Raw genomic sequence first — 20,831 nt, 5'->3', positions numbered from 1 at the left:
AGTATAGGCATACTTTTCAAAAAACCGCATAACCCTATAAAAATTATTTGGATAATTTTTTAAAGAGATAAAAAAACCCGCGCTCACTGAGCACGGGCTTTCGTCTCTTACTCTTGCTAGTTACCTAGCGAATTACTTATTTGTTCAACAGTGATTTGACTGCATCACCGATGTCTGCAAGGCTGCGAACGGTTTTCACGCCAGCAGCTTCTAGTGCAGCAAATTTCTCATCTGCAGTCCCTTTACCGCCTGCAATGATTGCACCTGCGTGGCCCATACGTTTGCCTTTTGGTGCAGTAACACCAGCAATATAACCGACAACAGGCTTAGTCACATGCTTTTTAATATAATCAGCCGCTTCTTCTTCTGCGTTACCACCGATTTCACCGATCATCACGATAGCTTCAGTTTGTGGATCCTCTTGGAACAACTTCAGAATATCAATGAAGTTTGAACCTGGAATTGGGTCACCACCGATACCTACGCAAGTTGATTGACCTAAGCCTGCATCTGTTGTTTGTTTAACAGCTTCATAAGTCAACGTACCTGAACGTGAAACGATACCGACTTTACCTGGCATATGGATATGGCCTGGTTGGATACCAATTTTACATTCACCCGGCGTGATAACACCTGGGCAGTTAGGACCAATCATACGAACGCCTGCTTCGTCTAATTTCACTTTAACTGTCAGCATATCCAGTGTTGGAATACCTTCAGTAATAGTGATGATCAGTTTGATGCCAGCATCAATAGCTTCTAAGATAGAATCTTTACAAAATGGTGCTGGAACATAAATAACAGAGGCTGTTGCGCCCGTAGCTTCTACGGCTTCACGAACGGTGTTAAATACAGGTAAACCTAAGTGAACAGTGCCACCTTTACCTGGTGTTACACCACCGACCATTTGCGTGCCATAAGCAATCGCTTGTTCTGAATGGAATGTACCTTGACCACCAGTGAAACCTTGGCAAATTACTTTAGTGTTTTTATCGATTAAAATAGACATTATTTAGCCTCCGCTGCTGCTACTGCTTTCTTAGCTGCATCTGTCAGGCTGTTTGCAGCGATAATGTTCAAGCCGCTATCTGCCAGTTTTTTAGCACCTAACTCTGCATTATTACCTTCTAAACGCACAACGACTGGTACATTTACGCCAACTTCTTCAACTGCACCAATGATGCCGTCTGCAATCAGGTCGCAGCGAACGATACCACCAAAGATGTTAACAAAAACCGCTTTCACGTTTTCATCAGAAAGAATGATTTTAAATGCTTCAGTTACACGCTCTTTTGTTGCGCCGCCGCCAACATCTAAGAAGTTAGCCGGTGCACCACCGTGTAGTTTAACGATGTCCATAGTACCCATAGCAAGGCCCGCACCGTTAACCATACAACCGATATTACCGTCTAATGCTACGTAATTCAGTTCCCACTGAGCAGCTTGTGCTTCACGTGCATCTTCTTGTGATTCATCACGCAGTTCACGAATTTCTGGCTGACGATATAACGCGTTGCTATCGATACCTAATTTACCATCTAAGCAAACTAAATCACCTGCAGTACTGATAACCAATGGGTTGATTTCCGCTAATGCTAAATCGCGTTCTAAGAATAATGTAGCCAGACCCATGAAAATTTTCGCGAATTGGCTAACTTGTTTGCCAGTTAAGCCTAATTTAAATGCTAACTCACGACCTTGGAAAGGCATTGGGCCAGTCAGTGGGTCGATAATCGCTTTGTGAATTAACTCTGGAGTCTCTTCTGCGACTTTCTCAATTTCCACGCCACCTTCGGTAGATGCCATGAATACAACGCGACGAGTACTACGATCTACAACCGCACCTAAATAGAGTTCTTTCGCAATATCAGTTGCCGTTTCAACCAAAATTTGGTTAACCGGTTGGCCATTTGCATCTGTTTGATAAGTGACTAAGTTTTTACCTAACCAGTGTTCTGCAAACGCTTTAACTTCATTGATATCACTAGTGACTTTTACGCCGCCAGCTTTACCGCGTCCACCTGCGTGAACTTGGCATTTAATTACCCATGGGCCGTCGCCAATTTTTTTAGCAGCATCGACGGTTTCAGCGACTGATGAACAGGCATAACCTGTCGGTGCAGGCATCCCATAACGTGCAAACAACTGTTTTGCCTGGTACTCGTGTAAATTCATGATGTTCTATCCATAATTGAGTCTGAAGAGGCGTTTATTCGCCTCCTGCAATTGTTACTGATTTAGCAACCCGCGAACGGGTTGCATCGGTTACTTCAGACCGGGCAAGTTGTATCCTGCCCTGTTATGTTGCTATACGTCCAGCAGTAAACGAGTTGGATCTTCCAGCATATCTTTGATAGCGACTAAGAAGCCAACTGACTCACTACCATCGATTAAACGGTGGTCGTAAGACAGTGCTAAATACATCATAGGAAGAATCTCTACCTTACCATTTACAGCCATAGGGCGGTCTTTAATAGCATGCATGCCTAAAATCGCGCTCTGTGGCGGGTTAATGATAGGTGTAGACATCAGAGAACCGAATACGCCACCGTTAGTGATAGTGAAGTTACCACCACTTAAGTCTTCGACAGTTAATTTACCGTCACGACCTTTAACAGCCAGTTCTTTAATTTTTTTCTCGATATCCGCCATACTCATTGCATCGACATCACGCAGAACTGGCGTTACCAGACCACGTGGTGTTGAAACCGCAATGCTGATATCGAAATAGTTATGGTAAACCACATCATCGCCATCGATAGAAGCATTCACTTCTGGGTAGCGCTTCAGTGCTTCAACCGCAGCTTTCACATAGAAAGACATAAAGCCTAAACGAACACCATGACGTTTTTCGAATACTTCGCCATATTGTTTACGTAAATCTTTGATTGGTTGCATATTGACTTCGTTAAAGGTCGTCAACATTGCGGTGGTGTTTTTCGCTTCTAACAGGCGCTCAGCAATACGTTTACGTAAACGCGTCATTGGAACACGTTTTTCGCTACGGTGTGCTAAAGGCGCTTGTGGAGCCGCTGGTGCTTTCGCTGCTGGCGCCGCAGATTTATTTGCAGCTAAATGTTTTTCAACATCTTCACGCGTTAAACGACCACCAACACCCGTACCTTTGATATCTGCAGGGTTTAAGTCATGCTCAGCAATTAAACGACGAATAGCTGGCGTCAGCGCATCGTTGCTTTCTGTTTCTAAGCTTGCAGTTTGACGTTGGGCAGGTGTTGATTCTTGTGCTTCTTTTACTTCAGCAGGAATACCTGTGCTATCGCCTAAACGAATGCGCCCCAGTAACTGCTTAGACAACACCGTTGCACCTTCATCTTCAACGATAGCTTCTAATACACCAGCTTCACTTGCAGGAACTTCTAATACGACTTTATCTGTTTCGATCTCAACCAGTACTTCGTCACGCTGAACACTGTCACCTGGTTTTTTATGCCATGTGGCAACCGTAGCATCTGCAACGGACTCAGGAAGATCGGGAACAAGAATTTCTACGCTACTCATTTTCTATCCTTTAATTATTCAATGTTCAAAGCGTCATTAACCAGGGCTTTTTGTTGTTCCTGGTGTACGGACGTATAGCCAACTGCTGGAGATGAAGAAGCAGCTCGACCTGCATAACGTAAAGTTGCCCCTGCTGGGATAGCTTCACGGAAATTATGTTGACTGCAATACCAAGCACCTTGGTTTAATGGCTCTTCTTGACACCATACAAAGTCTTTTACATCAGTAAATTGCGCCAACGCTTTTTGGATGTCTTCGTGTGGGAACGGATATAACTGCTCGATACGCACGATAGCAACGTCAGTTTGTTCATTTTTACGACGTTGTTCTAACAGATCGTAATAGACTTTCCCTGAACACAGAATGACGCGTTTCACATTTTTCGGATTGATTTCATCGATTTCACCGATAACTGGCTCAAACTTACCGTTTGCCAATTCTTCCATGCTAGAGACCGCTAATGGATGACGTAGCAGAGATTTTGGTGACATCACAATCAGAGGACGACGCATGCCACGTAAGGCTTGGCGACGTAACATGTGGTAAACCTGAGCCGGTGTTGACGGCACACACACTTGCATGTTTTGGTCAGCACATAGTTGCAGGTAACGTTCTAAACGTGCAGATGAGTGCTCTGGACCCTGACCTTCATAACCATGAGGCAGTAGCATTACCAGACCACACATACGACCCCATTTTTGCTCACCAGAGCTAATAAATTGGTCGATAACCACTTGCGCACAGTTAGCGAAGTCACCGAATTGGGCTTCCCAAATAGTCAGTGCACGAGGCTCAGTAGTGGCATAGCCATATTCGAATGCTAATACCGCGTTTTCAGTCAGAACAGAGTCCCAAACATTAAAGACGCCTTGACCGTTATGGATATTTTGCAGCGGAACGTAAACTGAGCCATTCGTTTGGTTGTGAACAACGGCATGACGGTGGAAGAATGTACCACGACCCGCGTCTTCACCCGATAAACGCACTGGAATACCTTCATCAACTAACGTTGCATACGCTAAAGTTTCAGCAGCGCCCCAGTCGAGTAATTTTTCACCTTTCGCCATTTCGGCACGGTCTGCGTAGATTTTCTCAACGCGTGATTGCGCAACCACACCTTCAGGGATTGTGCTAACTTTGGTTGCTAGCTCAGTTAGGCGTTTGATATCAACAGTTGATTTATACGACTCATCCCATTCATGGTTTAAATATGGAGCCCACGTGTATGAGTTCAGGCCCATTTCACGGTATTCTTCAACCACACAGTCACCCGCATCTAATGCATCACGATACAGATTAACCATTTCAGTGACATCATTGGCACTTAATACGTTTTCAGCAATTAAACGGTCTGCATAAATTTTACGTGGCGTTGGATGCTGTTTGATTTTTTGATACATCACTGGCTGAGTTGCACTTGGCTCATCCGCTTCGTTATGGCCATGGCGGCGATAACACACTAAATCAATCATGACATCACGCTTGAACGTATTACGGAAATCCAATGCCAAACGCGTTACAAATGCCACGGCTTCTGGATCATCCGCATTCACGTGGAAAATTGGTGCCTGTACCATCTTCACAACGTCTGTACAGTACTCTGTAGAACGGGTGTCTTTCGGATTTGAAGTTGTGAAACCAATTTGGTTGTTAATCACGATACGTACAGTACCACCAACTTCATAACCACGAGCTTGAGACATGTTCAATGTTTCTTGCACAACGCCTTGGCCAGTGACTGCTGAGTCACCATGAATGGTAATTGGCAGAACCATGTTACTGCGGCCTTCGTCCAGGCGGTCACGGCGTGCACGTACGGAACCAATAACCACTGGGCTAACAATTTCAAGGTGAGACGGGTTAAATGCTAATGCTAAGTGAACACGAGAGCCTGCGGTTTCAAAGTCAGAGGAGAAACCTTGGTGATATTTAACGTCACCCGCACTAGAGTGGTCTTTATGTTTGCCCGCGAACTCATCAAATAATTCGCCCGGTTTTTTACCTAAGATGTTAACAAGAACGTTTAAACGACCACGGTGAGCCATTCCCAAAACAACTTCACGGGTATCTTGTTTGCCTGCGTGGTGGATTAAATCTTTCAACATTGGGATCAGTGAATCACCACCTTCCAATGAGAAACGTTTTGCACCTGGGAATTTAGCCCCGATGTAACGCTCAAGCCCCTCAGCTGCTGTTAATTCTGCTAAGAAGCGTTTCTTCTCTTCTACTGAGAAGATTTTAGAAACGTCAACAGACTCAAGGCGCTGTTGGATCCAACGTTTTTCTTCTGTATTAGTGATATGCATATATTCTGCACCGATAGAACCGCAATAAATACGTTTCAGGTGGTCATATAGCTCACTCAGCTTCATGGTTTCTTTGCCAATCGCAAATGAACCCACGTTGAAGGTTTCGTTGAAGTCTTCTTTCGTCAGGTTATGGAATGCTGGGTCTAAATCTGGAACAGATTCACGTTTCCAAAGACCTAACGGATCAAGATTCGCATTTTGGTGCCCGCGGAAGCGGAACGCATTGATTAATTGCAAAACTTTAACTTGTTTTGCGTCGATAGCTGGATCGCTAACAGAGGTGTGATAACGTGTAGAGTCTTTTGCTAAGCGGCGGAAGTAATCGCGCGCTTGGGAGTGGAATTGCTCACCGCTAGTGCCGAGTGCTGCACCAGGAAGTTGCTCAAAAATTGCTTTCCACTCGGCATCGACAGAGTTAGGGTCAGTCAGATAATCTTCATAGAGCTGTTCTATATAAGTCTGGTTCGCGCCTGCCAGAAAGCTTGAATCCAGCCAGTCCTTCATTACGCCGTTCTGCATTGTGATCCCTTAAGCTTTTAAAGCTTTAGTTTTCGCCGTGGTTAACTAATTGCCGCATTTAAGCGACCTCGATAAAGGTTCTCTTGGACGTGCTTTATGCATGTTCTCTCTTTGGGAGGCCCTTTATCAGTAAGGGTTTCCCTTTTAAGGAACCTTTAAAAACTGGCTGCGGTTTTTAAAGGCCCCTATGCGTGGGCTGTCGTCTTCATCTTTTGCAGTTGGCTATTTTTTCTACTTGTTACTGTTACTTTCTTTGCTTTCACTTTTTTACGCTTTTGTAATGACAACGTTTTAATAAGTACTACTTTTTATGGGTGACAATGTTACTTTCTGATGCTCTTTGTTGGTATTTCGTTTTCGCGCTTTTGTGAGCTTCCGCGCATTAAACTCCTAATATTGTTTTTACTTTACGCGATTCTTTTAACTTATGTTTTTATTTTGTGCTATTCCTATTTTAACCCACAGCACCTAAGCACTGTGGGTTAAATATTCATAATTAGGCGCTATGTTTTAGCAACATAGATTTAATATGACCGATAGCTTTTGTTGGATTTAGCCCTTTAGGGCATACATTGACACAATTCATGATGCTATGACAGCGGAAGACACTAAAAGCGTCGTTCAGATCATCTAATCGTGAATCAGTTTCAGTATCGCGGCTATCAATTAAGAAGCGATACGCTGCCAACAAGCCTGCAGGCCCGATAAACTTGTCTGGATTCCACCAGAACGATGGGCAAGAAGTCGAACAACAAGCACACAAAATACACTCATATAAACCATCGAGTTTTTCACGTTGTGCAGGAGTTTGTAAATTCTCACGCGCTGGTGGATTTTTGTTATCATTAATCAAATATGGACGAATTTTTTCGTATTGGGTATAGAACTGAGTCATATCGATAATCAGGTCACGCACAACAGGCAGACCCGGTAATGGACGAATGACAATTTTCTTCCCACCACGGATTAACGCGGATAATGGCGTAATACACGCCAACCCGTTTTTACCGTTCATATTCAGGCCATCGGAACCACATACCCCTTCACGACAAGAACGACGGAAAGAGAGTGTTGGGTCTTGCTCTTTGATTTGGATTAACGCATCCAGTAACATCATGTCACGCCCTTCAGGAACTTCTAGCGTGTAATCTTGCATACGTGGTGCGTTGTCCACATCAGGATTGTAGCGATAAATCGAAAATTGTAATTTCATAGTTTATTTCTCCGCAACTGGATTAACACCACGCATTAGTAGGTACGAATTTTCGGTGGGAAGGCTTCACGCAATTTTGGCTGCATGTTGACTTCACGACGCGTCATCGTTTCAGATTGCGGTAAATATAATGAGTGACATAACCAATTCGCATCATCTCGCTCTGGGTAATCAAAGCGGCTATGCGCACCACGGCTTTCTGTACGGAAGTTTGCAGCTTGTGCCGTTGCATAAGCCGTTTCCATCAGGTTATCCAGTTCTAAACATTCGATACGCTGCGTATTAAACTCAGTCGAAGTATCATCAAGGCGTGCATTTTGCAAACGCTCACGGATCACTTTCAGCTCTTCTAAACCTTTCGCCATTGCATCACCTTCACGGAATACCGAGAAGTTATGCTGCATGCAGGTTTGCAGTGCTTTACGGATTTCAGTTGGATCTTCACCCGTGCGAGCACCTTCCCAACGGTTAAAACGTGTCATTGCTGCATCAATATCAGATTCAGATGCATCACGCATTGAACCTTGCTCCATGATGGATTCTTTCAGATGCAGACCCGCTGAGCGACCAAATACCACTAAGTCGAGCAGTGAATTACCGCCTAATCGGTTAGCGCCGTGTACTGATACACAGGCAATTTCGCCGACTGCAAACAAGCCAGGAATGACTTCATCTTCACCTTTTTCGTTATAACGAATAGCTTGGCCTGTAACTTTAGTCGGAATACCGCCCATCATGTAGTGGCAAGTCGGGATAACAGGGATTGGCTCTTTGATTGGGTCAACGTGAGCAAAGGTACGAGATAACTCAAGGATACCCGGTAAACGAGATTCCAGAACTTCTTTTCCTAAGTGGTCCAATTTCAGTTTAGCATGTGGACCCCATGGGCCATCACAACCACGACCTTCACGAATTTCAATCATGATTGAACGCGCAACAACATCACGACCCGCAAGGTCTTTCGCGTTCGGCGCATAACGCTCCATGAAACGCTCGCCGTCTTTATTCAACAGGTAACCACCTTCACCACGGCAACCTTCTGTCACGAGAACACCCGCACCAGCGATCCCCGTAGGGTGGAATTGCCACATTTCCATATCTTGCAGTGGTACACCTGCACGAGCAGCCATTCCCACGCCATCACCCGTATTGATGTGCGCGTTAGTGGTTGATTGGTAAATACGACCCGCACCACCCGTTGCTAAAATAGTTGCTTTCGCTTTGAAATAAACCAGTTCGCCGGTTTCCATACAAATTGCAGTACAACCTACAATATCGCCGTCTTGGTTTTTAACTAAATCAAGGGCATACCATTCAGAAAAAATGGTTGTATGGTTTTTTAAGTTCTGTTGATACAAGGTATGTAACAGTGCATGGCCAGTACGGTCAGCTGCGGCTGCAGTACGCGCAGCTTGCTCACCACCGAAGTTTTTAGACTGACCGCCAAATGGACGTTGATAAATACTTCCATCATCAAGGCGAGAGAATGGCAACCCCATATGTTCTAATTCGAGGATAGCCTCTGGCCCTGTTTGACACATATATTCGATAGCGTCTTGGTCACCGATGTAGTCGGAACCTTTAACAGTGTCATACATGTGCCATTCCCAGTTATCAGGATGCGTGTTACCTAAAGCAACCGTGATACCACCTTGCGCGGATACAGTATGAGAACGGGTTGGAAAAACTTTTGACAGAAGCGCACAAGATAGGCCCATCTGTGAAATTTGAAGTGCTGCGCGCATACCTGCGCCACCCGCACCGATAACAATAGCGTCAAACTCTCTGATTGGCAGATTCATTTATGCACCCCACACAACAATTGTTCCGTAAATTAAATAAGCCAACAGACCTACAACGATAGCCAGTTGCAATACTAAACGAATTGCTAAAGGTTTAACGTAGTCAGTCAGCACTTGCCACATGCCAATCCACGCATGAACAAGAATCGAGAACAACGTGAGGATAGTGAATACTTTCGTCACAGAAGAAGCAAAAAAGCCACGCCAGACGTCATAGGTAATGTCGTTAATAGCAACAAAACCAACAATGTAGAGTACGTAGAGCGCGATAACAATCGCAGAACCACGGATTAATAGCCAGTCCTGGATACCAGTACGGCCTAAAGCAGAAGCATTACTTACCATACTAAAATCCCCGCCAGAATTGCTAAAATCACGGTAATGACAAATGTAATTTTTGCAGATGAGTTACCAGCAGCAAGCGTTTCATCAACACAACCGAAATCCATTAGCATATGACGAATACCACCACAGATGTGGTAAGCCAAAGCTGTCAAGATGCCCCAAAGAATGAACTTAGCAAAAAAGCCAGTCATTATTTCAGACGCGTATTGAAAACCTTCTGGAGAGGAGAGAGATGTCCCTAACAACCAAAGCAGAATACCAACTGCGATGAGAGTAATGACGCCAGAGACACGGTGCAAGATCGAAGATATTGCAGTGATCGGGAAATGAATCGTCTGCAAATCAAGGTTGACAGGTCTTTGTTTTTTCACAATTTTGCCCACACAGCTCTTTATTATTTTCCATCCTCCGGACCTGGGGTGGAAATCAGACAGCGACAGGGGTACAAAATGCAACTTAACACAAACTCTAATCCATCATGTTTAAATAAAGTTGCATACTGATCACGCTGGGAACTCCTACTACAGGGTAATCCGGAGACCTGCCGCTAGTATAAAGTCTTCACAATGCCATTACAATTCCCACACAAAATGTTTGGAGACATTTAGCCCGAACAGTGAGAGGGATCACGATTTAAACATTTTGTATAAATGTGCTTATCTTATTTGACAATGATTCAACATTTATCTTACATATAGGTCTGGCAGAATTATCTTAACGGTGCTGTTGACACTTCATCGTAAAAGAAAAAAACGTGAATGTTGCAATGTTAAATACTCTTCAATTTGAACTATGATGGGTATTAATAACAAAAGTTATGAAAGTTGTTCCTCTTACCACAAATAATGATATTGTAGGGAAAACAACAAAAAGAACATAACATCTACACACTCATAAACAACCTAACTACATTGTCGTCGGTCTCAGATTTCAGGTTTTATGTGATAGCGAGCTGATTTCCAAAGCATACCGGTAGAACAATGCACGAAGACACAGTATAACGCTGGGCTTCTGGGTTGTTGGGTGTCGATTATCAAGCGCTAAGGAGACCGTAATGGCTGATAACAAAGCTAAGCTAACGACTGGTAGTAAGGGTGATATTGACCTAGATATTTTAAGCCCAACGATTGGTCAAGACGTTATCGATGTCCGAACTTTAGGTTCTAAAGGGTTTTTTACCTACGACCCTGGTTTTACTTCTACTGCATCCTGTGAATCAAAAATCACCTATATCGATGGTGAGCAAGGCATCCTGTTGCACCGTGGTTTTCCTATCGATCAACTCGCCACTGAAGCCTCTTATCTCGAAGTTTGTTATATCCTGCTATACGGTGAAGCACCAACTCAAGAACAATATGACGTATTTAAAAATACGGTGACTCGCCATACCATGATCCATGAGCAAATTACTCGCATGCTTAATGGTTTCCGCCGTGACTCACACCCAATGGCTGTATTATGTGGTGTTACTGGCGCACTAGCAGCCTTCTATCACGATGCATTGGATGTTAATAACCCACGCCACCGTGAAATTACGGCTTATCGTCTGCTGTCGAAAATGCCAACAGTCGCAGCGATGTGTTACAAATATTCAATTGGCCAACCTTTTGTTTATCCACGTAATGACTTGTCATACGCGGGTAATTTCTTGCATATGATGTTCTCGACACCATGTGAAGAATACACAGTTAATCCTGTTTTAGAGCGCGCAATGGATCGTATTTTGATTCTGCACGCTGACCACGAGCAAAACGCCTCAACATCGACAGTTCGTACTGCAGGTTCATCCGGTGCAAACCCATTTGCTTGTATCGCGGCAGGTATTGCTTCACTGTGGGGGCCTGCTCACGGTGGGGCTAACGAAGCTTGCTTACGTATGTTGGAAGAGATCCAAACCGTTGAGCACATCCCAGCATTTATCGAGCGCGCTAAAGACAAAAATGACTCTTTCCGCTTAATGGGCTTCGGTCACCGTGTTTATAAGAACCACGACCCACGTGCAACCGTAATGCGTGAAACTTGCCATGAAGTTCTGAACGAACTGGGCTTGAATGACAGCCTGCTGGAAGTTGCAATGGAGCTAGAACGCATCGCATTGAACGACCCGTATTTCATTGAGAAAAAACTGTACCCGAACGTTGACTTCTACTCAGGTATCATCTTGAAAGCAATGGGTATTCCATCTTCAATGTTCACAGTTATCTTCGCCATCGCACGTACCATTGGCTGGATTGCACATTGGAATGAAATGCACGATGACGGCCTGAAAATTGCCCGCCCTCGTCAGTTGTACACGGGTTATGACAAACGTGAATTCAATTCCGAATTATCAAAAAAATAATATTTAATTAAATCTGCCCCCCTACATATGCTAAAGCCTCGAATTTTCGGGGCTTTTTCTTTTTTACGAGGATCATTCAGCTTACTGCTGTTGATATTCCCTTGGTGTCATCCCGCTCATTTTTCGGAAAAAACTAATAAACGCGCTATCACTTGTCAGACCAAGTTCTTGAGTAATATAGTGATAAGGTTTTTCTTGTGCGAGTAATTCAATCGCTTTAATAAACCGCCATTGCTGTCGCCATGTTTGATATGTCATACCTGTTTCTCTCAAGAAAATACGCGTGATTGTTTTCTCACTCGCACCGATAGTCTGCGCTAACTGGTTTAAATTCGGTGGTAAATGCTCGATATCAATTCCCTTAAGGCGCCTATCTTGCGGTAATGGCAACAGCGTTGGCTCTAAAGCTGCACTTTGTAATTCATCGATAAATACCGGTAATAAGTTGGCCAAACGTCCCCGCAGCCAATCACTCTCAAACGGCGCAATCGCAATACGTTCTAACACTTCCCTTAGCAATGGGGAAATATTCAAAATAACCACATCGTTTCCAATTTCTTTGGCATATTCTTCTGATAAATAAACCGAACGATACCCCACGGATGCCTGCATTTGTGCCCGATGAAGGACAAATGGTGGGATCCAAGCCACCCGACCAGGAGGAAGCAAAGAGAGGCGATTTTCCAGTGAAATTCGTATACACCCTTGTTGTGTAAACAAAAGTTGTCCCATTTCATGTTTATGAAAACCAGAGTCATGCTGCCCCATTTTTGCTGCAATGCCCAATACTGGGGCGCTGTACCAATGCGTTTGAAACTCATCTGTTTGATTTAACCAAGCCATAATGTCTCTTTTTTGATATTTATAGTCTTTATTATTGTAATAAGACAATAAAAATAACACTAAACTGCCTGCCATTGAATCGTTGTGTCTGATTAGACCCTTTCTTTTTAGTAGATTGGTAGGAAAAAGTATGAAACATCCTCTTTCATTATGGCTTGCTGTTGCCTTAATGATGTTTCCTCAAATTGTGGAAACCATATACAGCCCCGCTCTCACTGATATTGCCAGCGCTTTCTCAGTAAATGCGGAACAAGCTTCACAAACACTGTCGCTTTATTTCTTTGCTTTTGCATTGGGCGTGGTGTTTTGGGGACGTATGTGTGACACCTTAGGGCGTCGCCCGACTATTTTGGCGGGTTTATTGATTTACGGCATTGCGTCTATTGGTGCGTTATTTGTCACACATTTTTATTTATTATTATTAATGAGAATGTTGTCAGCATTTGGCGCTGCCGTCGGTTCAATCGGTACACAAACCGCTATGCGTGATAGCTACCAAGGCCATGAATTAGCGAAAGTTTTTTCTATCATGGGTGTTGCTTTGGCAATCAGTCCCGCCTTGGGAATGTTATCGGGTGCTGGACTCGTCAGTTTTGGCGGTTATCGAACTGTTTTTATCGGCTTAGCTATTTTAGCTGTGGTGCTTTTTCTCTGGTCAGCCTGTCGTTTACCTGAGACCAAGCCTGAAAACGTGACCCAAGTCTCATTTACTGAGACATTTTTACGCATGATCGCTGATAAAGAAATTGCTAGAAATGTGATCTTGATTGCATTTTTCAACATTAATTTATTTAGCTATTATCAGCTGGCTCCATTCAGTTTTGAACAATTAATGCTCACTCAACAACAGTTTGGATTAACTGGGATATTATTAGCGCTTGGGGTTGGTTTAGGTTCGATAGCAAATCGCTATTTATTGGCTAAAAAACACACATCTGAGCAGCTTGTAAAACTGTCTAGCGCGATTTCCTTAGTGAGTGGCTGTTTGGTTTTTGTGCTAATGGATTCAATTTGGTTCGTTTTACCCGTTATCGGAGTCGTTATTGGTTACGGAATTGCGATCCCAAACATACTTGCCCATGCATTAAACCGTTATGGTGACAGAAAAGGCACCGCTGGCGCAATTTTAGGTTTATTTTACTACATCGGACTCGCCATCGGTCTAATGGTCGCTGGCTGGAGCCAACACTTAGGCTTAGTACTCACTGTTTCGGGTTTAGTATTGGTTTTTGCATCACTAAGATGGAGTAGCCAAGTACACTAAATAGATTTAGAGAACCCCTTTTATGTCGCTATCAGTTCAAAAATGCCTGTTTGAGCCTATGGTCGACCCATAATTCAGAGACACGGATAACTTTTCTTCAGTTTTTAGAGGAGTAACGTTACCGTGTCCCCACAATAACCTTAAAAGTGCTTTTTATAGAATATAAATTAACCGTAGCCTCAGGATAAACAAGCATTCAAAACCTAGTTAACAAATGCTAAAAATATCAAAAAAGTTACCAATTAACCAAATAACAAGTAAAACCGCAACAATACCGGCTAAGCCTGTCGCTGCGTATAATAAAAGTGAGATAGCCAGTACACTGCCATTGAGCGCCAAAGCTATCCGACCTGAATTTTTATTCTCACCACGGATAAATGAAATGGCTGCAAAAATAATCCCAAATACGCCAAGAGTGATACTGAGCTGTTTTGCTAATTCAATTTTATCGAGCAAAATCTGTCGCTGTTCTTTGGCTTCGTCTACAGGTGGCTCCTGATATTTTTTTCCTTTAATGGCATCAATTGTTGCTTTTTTAATGCTGCTTACCTTTTCATGAACTATTTGCTCTATCTTAGGTTTAGATTGAGCGTATTCGCGTTCAAAGCTTTGACTAGCAAGTATGACAAGAATGCTAAACGCGCCAATGATGGTAGCAATCAAGCTGAATCGGTTATGAACCATAGACATAGTAATTAATGTTCCTTATTAAATTAGCTGCCAATGATAGCAGAGTGAAAAATAATATCTCCAGACTGACTTTACTATCTTAAATACCACATTTAAAACAAGTCTGAATAATCCATTTAGACAATTCGCCCAAAATTTATCGCTAACTTGACAGCGAGAACGATTATGAGGATAAGCCATCCCAATAAAAACATAACAGTAGGTCAATTCTGTCCTATTATTAGTTTTTTAACAAAATAAACTTTGTTTGGGAACTAATCGTTAATCCCCCCTTTATTATCGAACTATGATGACTTTTCCATCGATAATCGACAGGTAGAAATTATAGTGAAATGCTCGACTTTCAGGAATAACTAATTTTATTGGTGATAGCCGACTAAAATTAATTTCATAACGGAAAGTACGATTATCTTCATATGAACTAAATGTGTATCTACTCCAATCGATTCCAGCAGGTTCATATCCTTTATTTAGTTTTAATATGAGTTCCCCCTCCTTAACAGAAATATAAAACTTATTAAAAAGCCAAGTCCAGATACTTTACCAATGTCCAGAAGCACCGCCACCCCCGCTAGAGCCGCCTCCCCCACCGCTTGATGAACTTGATGAACTTGATGAACTTGATGAACTTGATGAGCTTGATGAACTTGATGAGCTTGATGAGCTCGATGTACTCGATGAACTGAAATCGTGACTGGAAGTAAAATTAGAAGCGTGTTTATGGGATGTGTTTACTGAATATGAAGGTTGATAAAAAGGCGAACCCAATCGACTGAACTCACAAATCGCTTTCCATTCTTTTCTCTGCTGTCGATAAATCGGAAATAAGATATTAATGCCAATAAACAGCACGGTTAATGAAATAAGGTTAAAGAATAATGATAACACCACCATCAGTAATAAGATAAAAGGGTTAACAATACCATTAAAAATTATTTGTGTATAAAAAATGACAACGACTGAACAAAACACTACAGGGAAATACAGCGAAAATGATGTTGGAAAATAGAATGAGTAATTCAGATAATTTTTTAACCGTTTTAGCTGATTTGCACCTAACTTATATCCCCGCTTTTCTGAATTTTTCTTTTTTTTACCTGACTGTGCTATCACGTGATTAATTTTTCTTTTCAGTTTTTTCGTTGAAAATACAATCTGAAAACAATAAATTAGCCCTAATATTACCATATAAATTAAAATAAAATGTGTTTGTAATATTTTAAGGGGAATAAGATCTATCAGAGAATTCGTTGAGCTTATTGGTCTATCATTAGCTACATGAATGGCATTTATAATCCCTTGCTCAATACCCTTATAATAGTTTTCTGCTCTAAAATACGGCAACATATTTTTTCGAATAATTCGCCCAGCAAGAACATCGGTAAATGTCTCCTCATAGCCGTACCCGACTTCAAAGCGAACACTGCGGTCATTTATTGCCACAACAAGCAATAATCCATTATCAAGCCCCTTTTTACCTATCCCCCATTGATTAAAAACACGATTTGCGAAAATTTCGATATTTTCACTCCCAGTAGTCGGAACGATATAAACAACAAACTGTGAACCATCATTTCGATTATTTTCAAAATTAATCAATAAATTGTTTAGCGTTTTAAATTGCTGCGCCGTCAATAAATTTGCACGATCAATGACCCGATCCATTTTCAATGGAGGTATATTATTCACTGATGCGCTCGCAATGACACTCAATAATAGTAAAGAGAATAAAAATAAAATATTGCGTATCATGAGCTAAAATCCACCATTGGTGTTTTTTTGATTTCATGCACATTCTCAACGTTAAAATTAATTTTTTTATCGTACCCCATAAGTTTCGCAATGAAGTTATAAGGGAACAGCCTGATTTGAGTATTATAATTTCGTACTGCTTCGATATATCGCCCTCTTGCAACTGAAATACGATTTTCAGCCCCCTCCAACTGTACCATCAGGTCTTGATAGAGTGAGTTTGCTTTCAATTCAGGGTAATTTTCTGAAATGACTAACAGACGTGATAGAGATTGCCCTAAATTATCTTGAGCTTTTTGATAGCTCGCAGAAATTTCAGGATCATCAAACACGCGACTATCCACATTAATTTTCCCGACAGACGCTCTCGCCTTTACAATTTCTTGTAACACATTGCTTTCATGACTTGAATATCCCTTAACTGTATTGACCAGATTAGGGATCAAATCAAATCGACGCTGATATTGGTTTAATAATTCTGACGCTGCCGCAGAGACTAACTCATCATTTTTTTGGATTGTATTGTAAGAATTAACTAACAGAGTAAAAATTACAACTATCACTAATACCAAACCGATCGCTAACTTGCGCATTAAATATCCTTATATTAACCACTTAATGTTAATATTGACTATCTGGTGTAACACTAATTTCTTTACTATCATCAATCCTAGCGAACTCAATCATTATCCGTCATAACATATTATTTTATAACCAATTTTTACCGTTGAATTACCCATTAATACGCCACCGCAACTTACTGTATCACCGGTTCTGGCCGCAGGTTTGCCATCAATAAATACACTACTCGAACCACCAACGATAGTTCTTGAATGCCCACCGTGAGGCGCTAATGCGTCTCCTTGCCGAGCAACCGCTTTACCATCGACTTTTACTGTTGGTGAACCTGTAATCACTTGGGTTGGGCCATGTTTTCCATGGCCTGTATCAGAATCATCAATAAGAATGATTGTTGGCATAATAATACCCGACTATATGACTGGAATGAATTTTCCATTTACTAAAGAAAATATTGGGGAATGTACTCCAATAATTTTTCTATTTGCATCGTTAAAATAGCTATATGAAATAGGTGAATAATCAAAATCTTCTTTATAAACCAACTTTACCATTTTCCCATCATTCATAACTAAGGGTTCAAAATTATCCCAAGTAATTGGGATCATTGCGAATGCCTTCTGATTAAAATCAGCTGCTATTTCACGTGATTCTAGTTGTTCGTCAATCGTCCCTCCTGTTGTTTCTACCCAAGTTTTTAGTGAAGGAGCCAATATTTGTTTTATTTTTGATAAATCCTTTTGGTTAAATGCAGTCCATAATTCTAAATATGCGTCTTGTAACAATTTGCGTTGTTCTGGGGTATCTTGGTACCTTTCAGCGTTTACCCATTCCCATTCGGGTACTCCCATTACATTTATTTTTTTATTAAATTGGAATACTGTCATATCATGAGGATATTCATTGGGCCGAATATTCTGACGTATTCTATTCTGATGCACTTTTTCTGTATTGGGGGCTTTAATCACTTTTTTCTCTACGTGTCTGTCCAGAGCATCACCTTGATATGCTTCTGGCTCACCTTTTTCATTAATTTTAACCATTAACGTTGTTAATGGAATAATATCGCCATTATCCGTTATTTTATTGACCGTAATCTCACATTTTGCATTCGGATTAAATTGATTGAGTTTATCTTTTGGTACCTCTTTAGTTGAAAACCAATTTGGTGATGCCATCTCAATGGTAATAGTATTCTCACCATTACGCATCATTATCATCGAGTTTGTGCTTGTCGTACCAAAACCTAATCCGCCACTTACAAGACCTGAGCGGTTATTAGTTCCACTTACCCCATTGGTTTTAACATCACAAAATGCGTATTTCATATCGACAGAAGTACGAATAAGAAAGTCATTATCATCGGCATAACTCATTGGATTACTTCCTAATATTAAGATTGTCGTCATACACAGTAAGTTGCTTAGTTTCATCATAAACCTTTTTTAAACAGTGTTTTTTATAGCTGAGCCCGCTATCGATACCGGCGTAGTATTGACCGCTGAAGTCAGCGCTGCTAATTCCGGTCGTTGTCTTTCAGGTACTTTTCTAACTTGCCCTGCTAAATTAAAACGAATATCTGACTCGGTAAGTGCTAAAGGGTCTGCAAATTGGTAGATAGTCCAATCTGCGTCGAGTGGAGCACCCTCATAAAAAGCACTATCATCTTTTTTGGTTCGAAGAGAAACATCCGCCGTAAATTGAAATTTCAGCACAATACCATCATGGCAAAGCACTAAGTCTATTCCATCGTCATGGGCATCTAAAGCAAGCGCACCTTTTGTTTCGAATCGTAGATGAAATTCAAAACACGCCTCTAAAAAAAGGACATTAGCTTTGATATAAGCCCCCGCATCGGCTTTAAAGCCTACCTCAAACTTATTATTGCCATCAAATGCAAACTCTTGTTGCTTGTCGGGAGTTTGCGCCATCCCCACAAAACAGTGAACAGCAAAAGAGAAAGTAATATCAATATTAATACCCGCACTAAATTTACCTTTACCTTTTTTCCTTTCTTCTAAAGCTTCACGTAACTTACTTATACCGCTGCTCAAGGCTTTGCCACCATAAAGCGCAAGTACTTGCAAAACATCAATTTTAAATGACCCTCCCCAAAAAGGCTTCCCTTCTAATGCACAAACTAATCGAGCTGAATCACGCTGAGTCACATTCTCCATAAAGAAGGTTAATCCAATCTCGATATCTGAGAAATCGAAAGAGAAAATAGGATATTTATCGGCGAAAGGGGTCAATTTACCTTTTTGCTGATATAAAAATTTTGTTTCGATATCATTAATAATTTGACTGACTTTCAATATACCTGACAAGTCATCAAGAAACGTTTTTGTTTCGCTTATTTGCTTAATGGGCGTTAAATTATAGGGATGCCCTGCTAGCTCATAAAAAAAGCCGACATCAATACCTAGTGAGGTCGTTTTGACAAATGGGATCGGCGCTAATGTCCAGCCTTTATGGTACTTATTCAGCTTCTTCGGTAACGTATTTTTCCTTGGCCCGCCCTTGAGTCGTTCTGACTTTAATTTACTAATTTGCTTATCTTTTCGCTCTTTATCATTCGCTTCTCGAGTTTGAAAGGAGTAACTAAAATTGACAGAGAACCCAAACTTCACCGAAGGAATAACATCAAAGAACCAATCTTGTTTCGTACCAAGACAATTAGCCGCTGTAATATTGTACCTTCTTGGCGATTTGAATGCGTCAATAGGCGCCAGCATATTGACAAAGGTATTAAGTAAATTACTTGCGCTAAAAGTACCCGCATCACGACTTGCATTATAGGAAACTGAAACCGATTGAGAAGACCCCAAACTCAGTGCTTGTTCATAGTTCTTTGAAGTGAGTATTGCATTATGTTGGGCATTATTATGTTTCTTATCATTGAGCAGGATTTCTAATGGAACCCCATCACCCTCATCAATCACTGTTTCCGGTGATATAACATTTTCACCTCGCTACTCTAAAATCACCTTATCCTTTGAGGTGTCTTTGACAAGTAAATCCAGATAACAAGGTTCCGGTATGTCACACGTTTGCGTTGCACACCCTACTTTAGGTGATATTAATTTATCACTCATTGTCCATTTTCCTTTGTTAAGTCTGGCAACATATTTAAGATACGACTAGCCAAACTATGTACCCGATAATTTCCGGAGCCCATTTCATTAGCTAAAGACACACGCCATTCTTCAGGAACATCTTCAATTCGATAAATTTGGTATAATGCCAGCATATAGGCAATTAACTGATAGGAATGTTTATCATCAATTCTGTGGTGCTGACAAAATGACGACAAATCACTCGCTAATTGCCAATTTTGCCGCCAAGTGGTTTCACCATAACGCTCTTGTATTTTTTGTGCTCTCGGTGCTGGCCGTTCAAACGCACTGACAACCCAATCCTCTAATGAAAAATCCATTTGTGATTGATAACTCATACTTTTGGCGTGAATAAAAAAGTAAATTAACTGGTCTAAAAATTGGCGTTCAAAAACGAGATTTACTGCATCATATTAAATGGGGGTAAAACGCATCAGCTTGCCCCCAAGCTTTGCATTATCGGGAAATCCGCGGCGCTCACGCTCAAAGCGGGAAGCGGTTTCCTCTCCCCATAACAACGTTTTTAGTTTCGTAATGGG

The 20,831-nt window shown here is 41.6% G+C and carries 18 protein-coding genes; 2 read left to right on the top strand and 16 right to left on the bottom strand.

What is annotated here, in order from left to right; translation table 11 throughout:
• Positions 1-136 precede the first annotated feature (136 nt).
• The 8 genes from sucD to sdhC form a co-directional block, all read right to left on the bottom strand.
• The gene (gene sucD / locus PSF42_RS19125) at positions 137-1,009 is read right to left on the bottom strand and encodes a succinate--CoA ligase subunit alpha (protein WP_125895170.1); all 873 of its coding nucleotides are present in this window, start codon (positions 1,007-1,009) and stop codon (positions 137-139) included.
• Positions 1,009-2,175: an ADP-forming succinate--CoA ligase subunit beta gene (gene sucC / locus PSF42_RS19120; protein ID WP_004909077.1), complete on the bottom strand. Its 1,167-nt coding sequence runs from the start codon at positions 2,173-2,175 to the stop codon at positions 1,009-1,011. Before sucC ends, sucD begins: the two co-directional genes overlap by 1 nt.
• 132 nt (positions 2,176-2,307) lie before the next feature.
• On the bottom strand, positions 2,308-3,519 hold the full coding sequence (gene odhB / locus PSF42_RS19115; RefSeq protein WP_102138330.1) for a 2-oxoglutarate dehydrogenase complex dihydrolipoyllysine-residue succinyltransferase: 1,212 nt from the start codon (positions 3,517-3,519) through the stop codon (positions 2,308-2,310).
• A gap of 14 nt (positions 3,520-3,533) precedes the next feature.
• A complete protein-coding gene (gene sucA / locus PSF42_RS19110) occupies positions 3,534-6,347 on the bottom strand; it encodes a 2-oxoglutarate dehydrogenase E1 component (protein WP_213913427.1) in 2,814 nt (937 codons plus the stop codon).
• A 496-nt stretch (positions 6,348-6,843) separates the two neighbouring features.
• Positions 6,844-7,560: a succinate dehydrogenase iron-sulfur subunit gene (locus tag PSF42_RS19105; protein WP_004256824.1), complete on the bottom strand. Its 717-nt coding sequence runs from the start codon at positions 7,558-7,560 to the stop codon at positions 6,844-6,846.
• 35 nt (positions 7,561-7,595) lie between these two features.
• Positions 7,596-9,362, bottom strand: a complete 1,767-nt coding sequence (sdhA, locus tag PSF42_RS19100) for a succinate dehydrogenase flavoprotein subunit (protein WP_125895166.1) — start codon at positions 9,360-9,362, stop codon at positions 7,596-7,598.
• Positions 9,363-9,707 carry a succinate dehydrogenase membrane anchor subunit gene (sdhD, locus tag PSF42_RS19095; protein ID WP_004256832.1) on the bottom strand — a complete coding sequence of 115 codons (345 nt, stop codon included), beginning with the start codon at positions 9,705-9,707 and terminating at the stop codon, positions 9,363-9,365.
• Entirely contained in the window at positions 9,701-10,090 is a 390-nt protein-coding gene (gene sdhC, locus PSF42_RS19090; protein ID WP_004909059.1) for a succinate dehydrogenase cytochrome b556 subunit, read from the bottom strand. The genes sdhD and sdhC overlap by 7 nt, the downstream gene beginning before the upstream one ends.
• A gap of 671 nt (positions 10,091-10,761) precedes the next feature.
• Here sdhC and PSF42_RS19085 point away from each other — a divergent pair.
• Positions 10,762-12,048 carry a citrate synthase gene (locus PSF42_RS19085; RefSeq protein WP_004256842.1) on the top strand — a complete coding sequence of 429 codons (1,287 nt, stop codon included), beginning with the start codon at positions 10,762-10,764 and terminating at the stop codon, positions 12,046-12,048.
• A gap of 81 nt (positions 12,049-12,129) precedes the next feature.
• Here the strand turns inward: PSF42_RS19085 and PSF42_RS19080 are convergent, their stop codons facing one another.
• The gene (locus tag PSF42_RS19080) at positions 12,130-12,891 is read right to left on the bottom strand and encodes an AraC family transcriptional regulator (RefSeq protein WP_125895164.1); all 762 of its coding nucleotides are present in this window, start codon (positions 12,889-12,891) and stop codon (positions 12,130-12,132) included.
• 130 nt (positions 12,892-13,021) lie between these two features.
• On the opposite strand from PSF42_RS19080, the gene PSF42_RS19075 reads away from it, so the two are divergent.
• Positions 13,022-14,155, top strand: coding sequence for a multidrug effflux MFS transporter (locus tag PSF42_RS19075; RefSeq protein ID WP_125895162.1), 1,134 nt, complete (start codon positions 13,022-13,024; stop codon positions 14,153-14,155).
• Positions 14,156-14,362: 207 nt separating this feature from the next.
• Here the strand turns inward: PSF42_RS19075 and PSF42_RS19070 are convergent, their stop codons facing one another.
• The 7 genes from PSF42_RS19070 to PSF42_RS19040 all read right to left on the bottom strand — a co-directional run bounded on the left by PSF42_RS19070 (position 14,363) and on the right by PSF42_RS19040 (position 20,630).
• Entirely contained in the window at positions 14,363-14,845 is a 483-nt protein-coding gene (locus PSF42_RS19070) for a hypothetical protein (RefSeq protein ID WP_125895160.1), read from the bottom strand.
• A gap of 540 nt (positions 14,846-15,385) precedes the next feature.
• On the bottom strand, positions 15,386-16,597 hold the full coding sequence (locus tag PSF42_RS19065; protein WP_272680505.1) for a TPM domain-containing protein: 1,212 nt from the start codon (positions 16,595-16,597) through the stop codon (positions 15,386-15,388).
• Positions 16,594-17,190, bottom strand: a complete 597-nt coding sequence (locus PSF42_RS19060) for a LemA family protein (RefSeq protein ID WP_125895157.1) — start codon at positions 17,188-17,190, stop codon at positions 16,594-16,596. Before PSF42_RS19060 ends, PSF42_RS19065 begins: the two co-directional genes overlap by 4 nt.
• Positions 17,191-17,283: 93 nt before the next feature.
• Positions 17,284-17,577: a PAAR domain-containing protein gene (locus PSF42_RS19055; RefSeq protein ID WP_125895155.1), complete on the bottom strand. Its 294-nt coding sequence runs from the start codon at positions 17,575-17,577 to the stop codon at positions 17,284-17,286.
• Positions 17,578-17,589: 12 nt separating this feature from the next.
• Positions 17,590-18,552: a nuclear transport factor 2 family protein gene (locus tag PSF42_RS19050; protein ID WP_125895153.1), complete on the bottom strand. Its 963-nt coding sequence runs from the start codon at positions 18,550-18,552 to the stop codon at positions 17,590-17,592.
• Positions 18,553-18,621: 69 nt separating this feature from the next.
• Positions 18,622-20,118 carry a hypothetical protein gene (locus PSF42_RS19045; protein ID WP_125895151.1) on the bottom strand — a complete coding sequence of 499 codons (1,497 nt, stop codon included), beginning with the start codon at positions 20,116-20,118 and terminating at the stop codon, positions 18,622-18,624.
• Positions 20,119-20,267: 149 nt separating this feature from the next.
• Positions 20,268-20,630: a hypothetical protein gene (locus PSF42_RS19040; RefSeq protein WP_125895149.1), complete on the bottom strand. Its 363-nt coding sequence runs from the start codon at positions 20,628-20,630 to the stop codon at positions 20,268-20,270.
• Between the last annotated feature and the right edge of the window lie 201 nt (positions 20,631-20,831).

The sequence above is a fragment of the Providencia sp. PROV032 genome (assembly GCF_028484875.1).
Classification (GTDB): domain Bacteria; phylum Pseudomonadota; class Gammaproteobacteria; order Enterobacterales; family Enterobacteriaceae; genus Providencia; species Providencia rettgeri_E.
The sequence above is the reverse complement of the archived record's forward strand: the minus strand, read 5'-3'. Positions and strand labels throughout refer to the sequence as shown.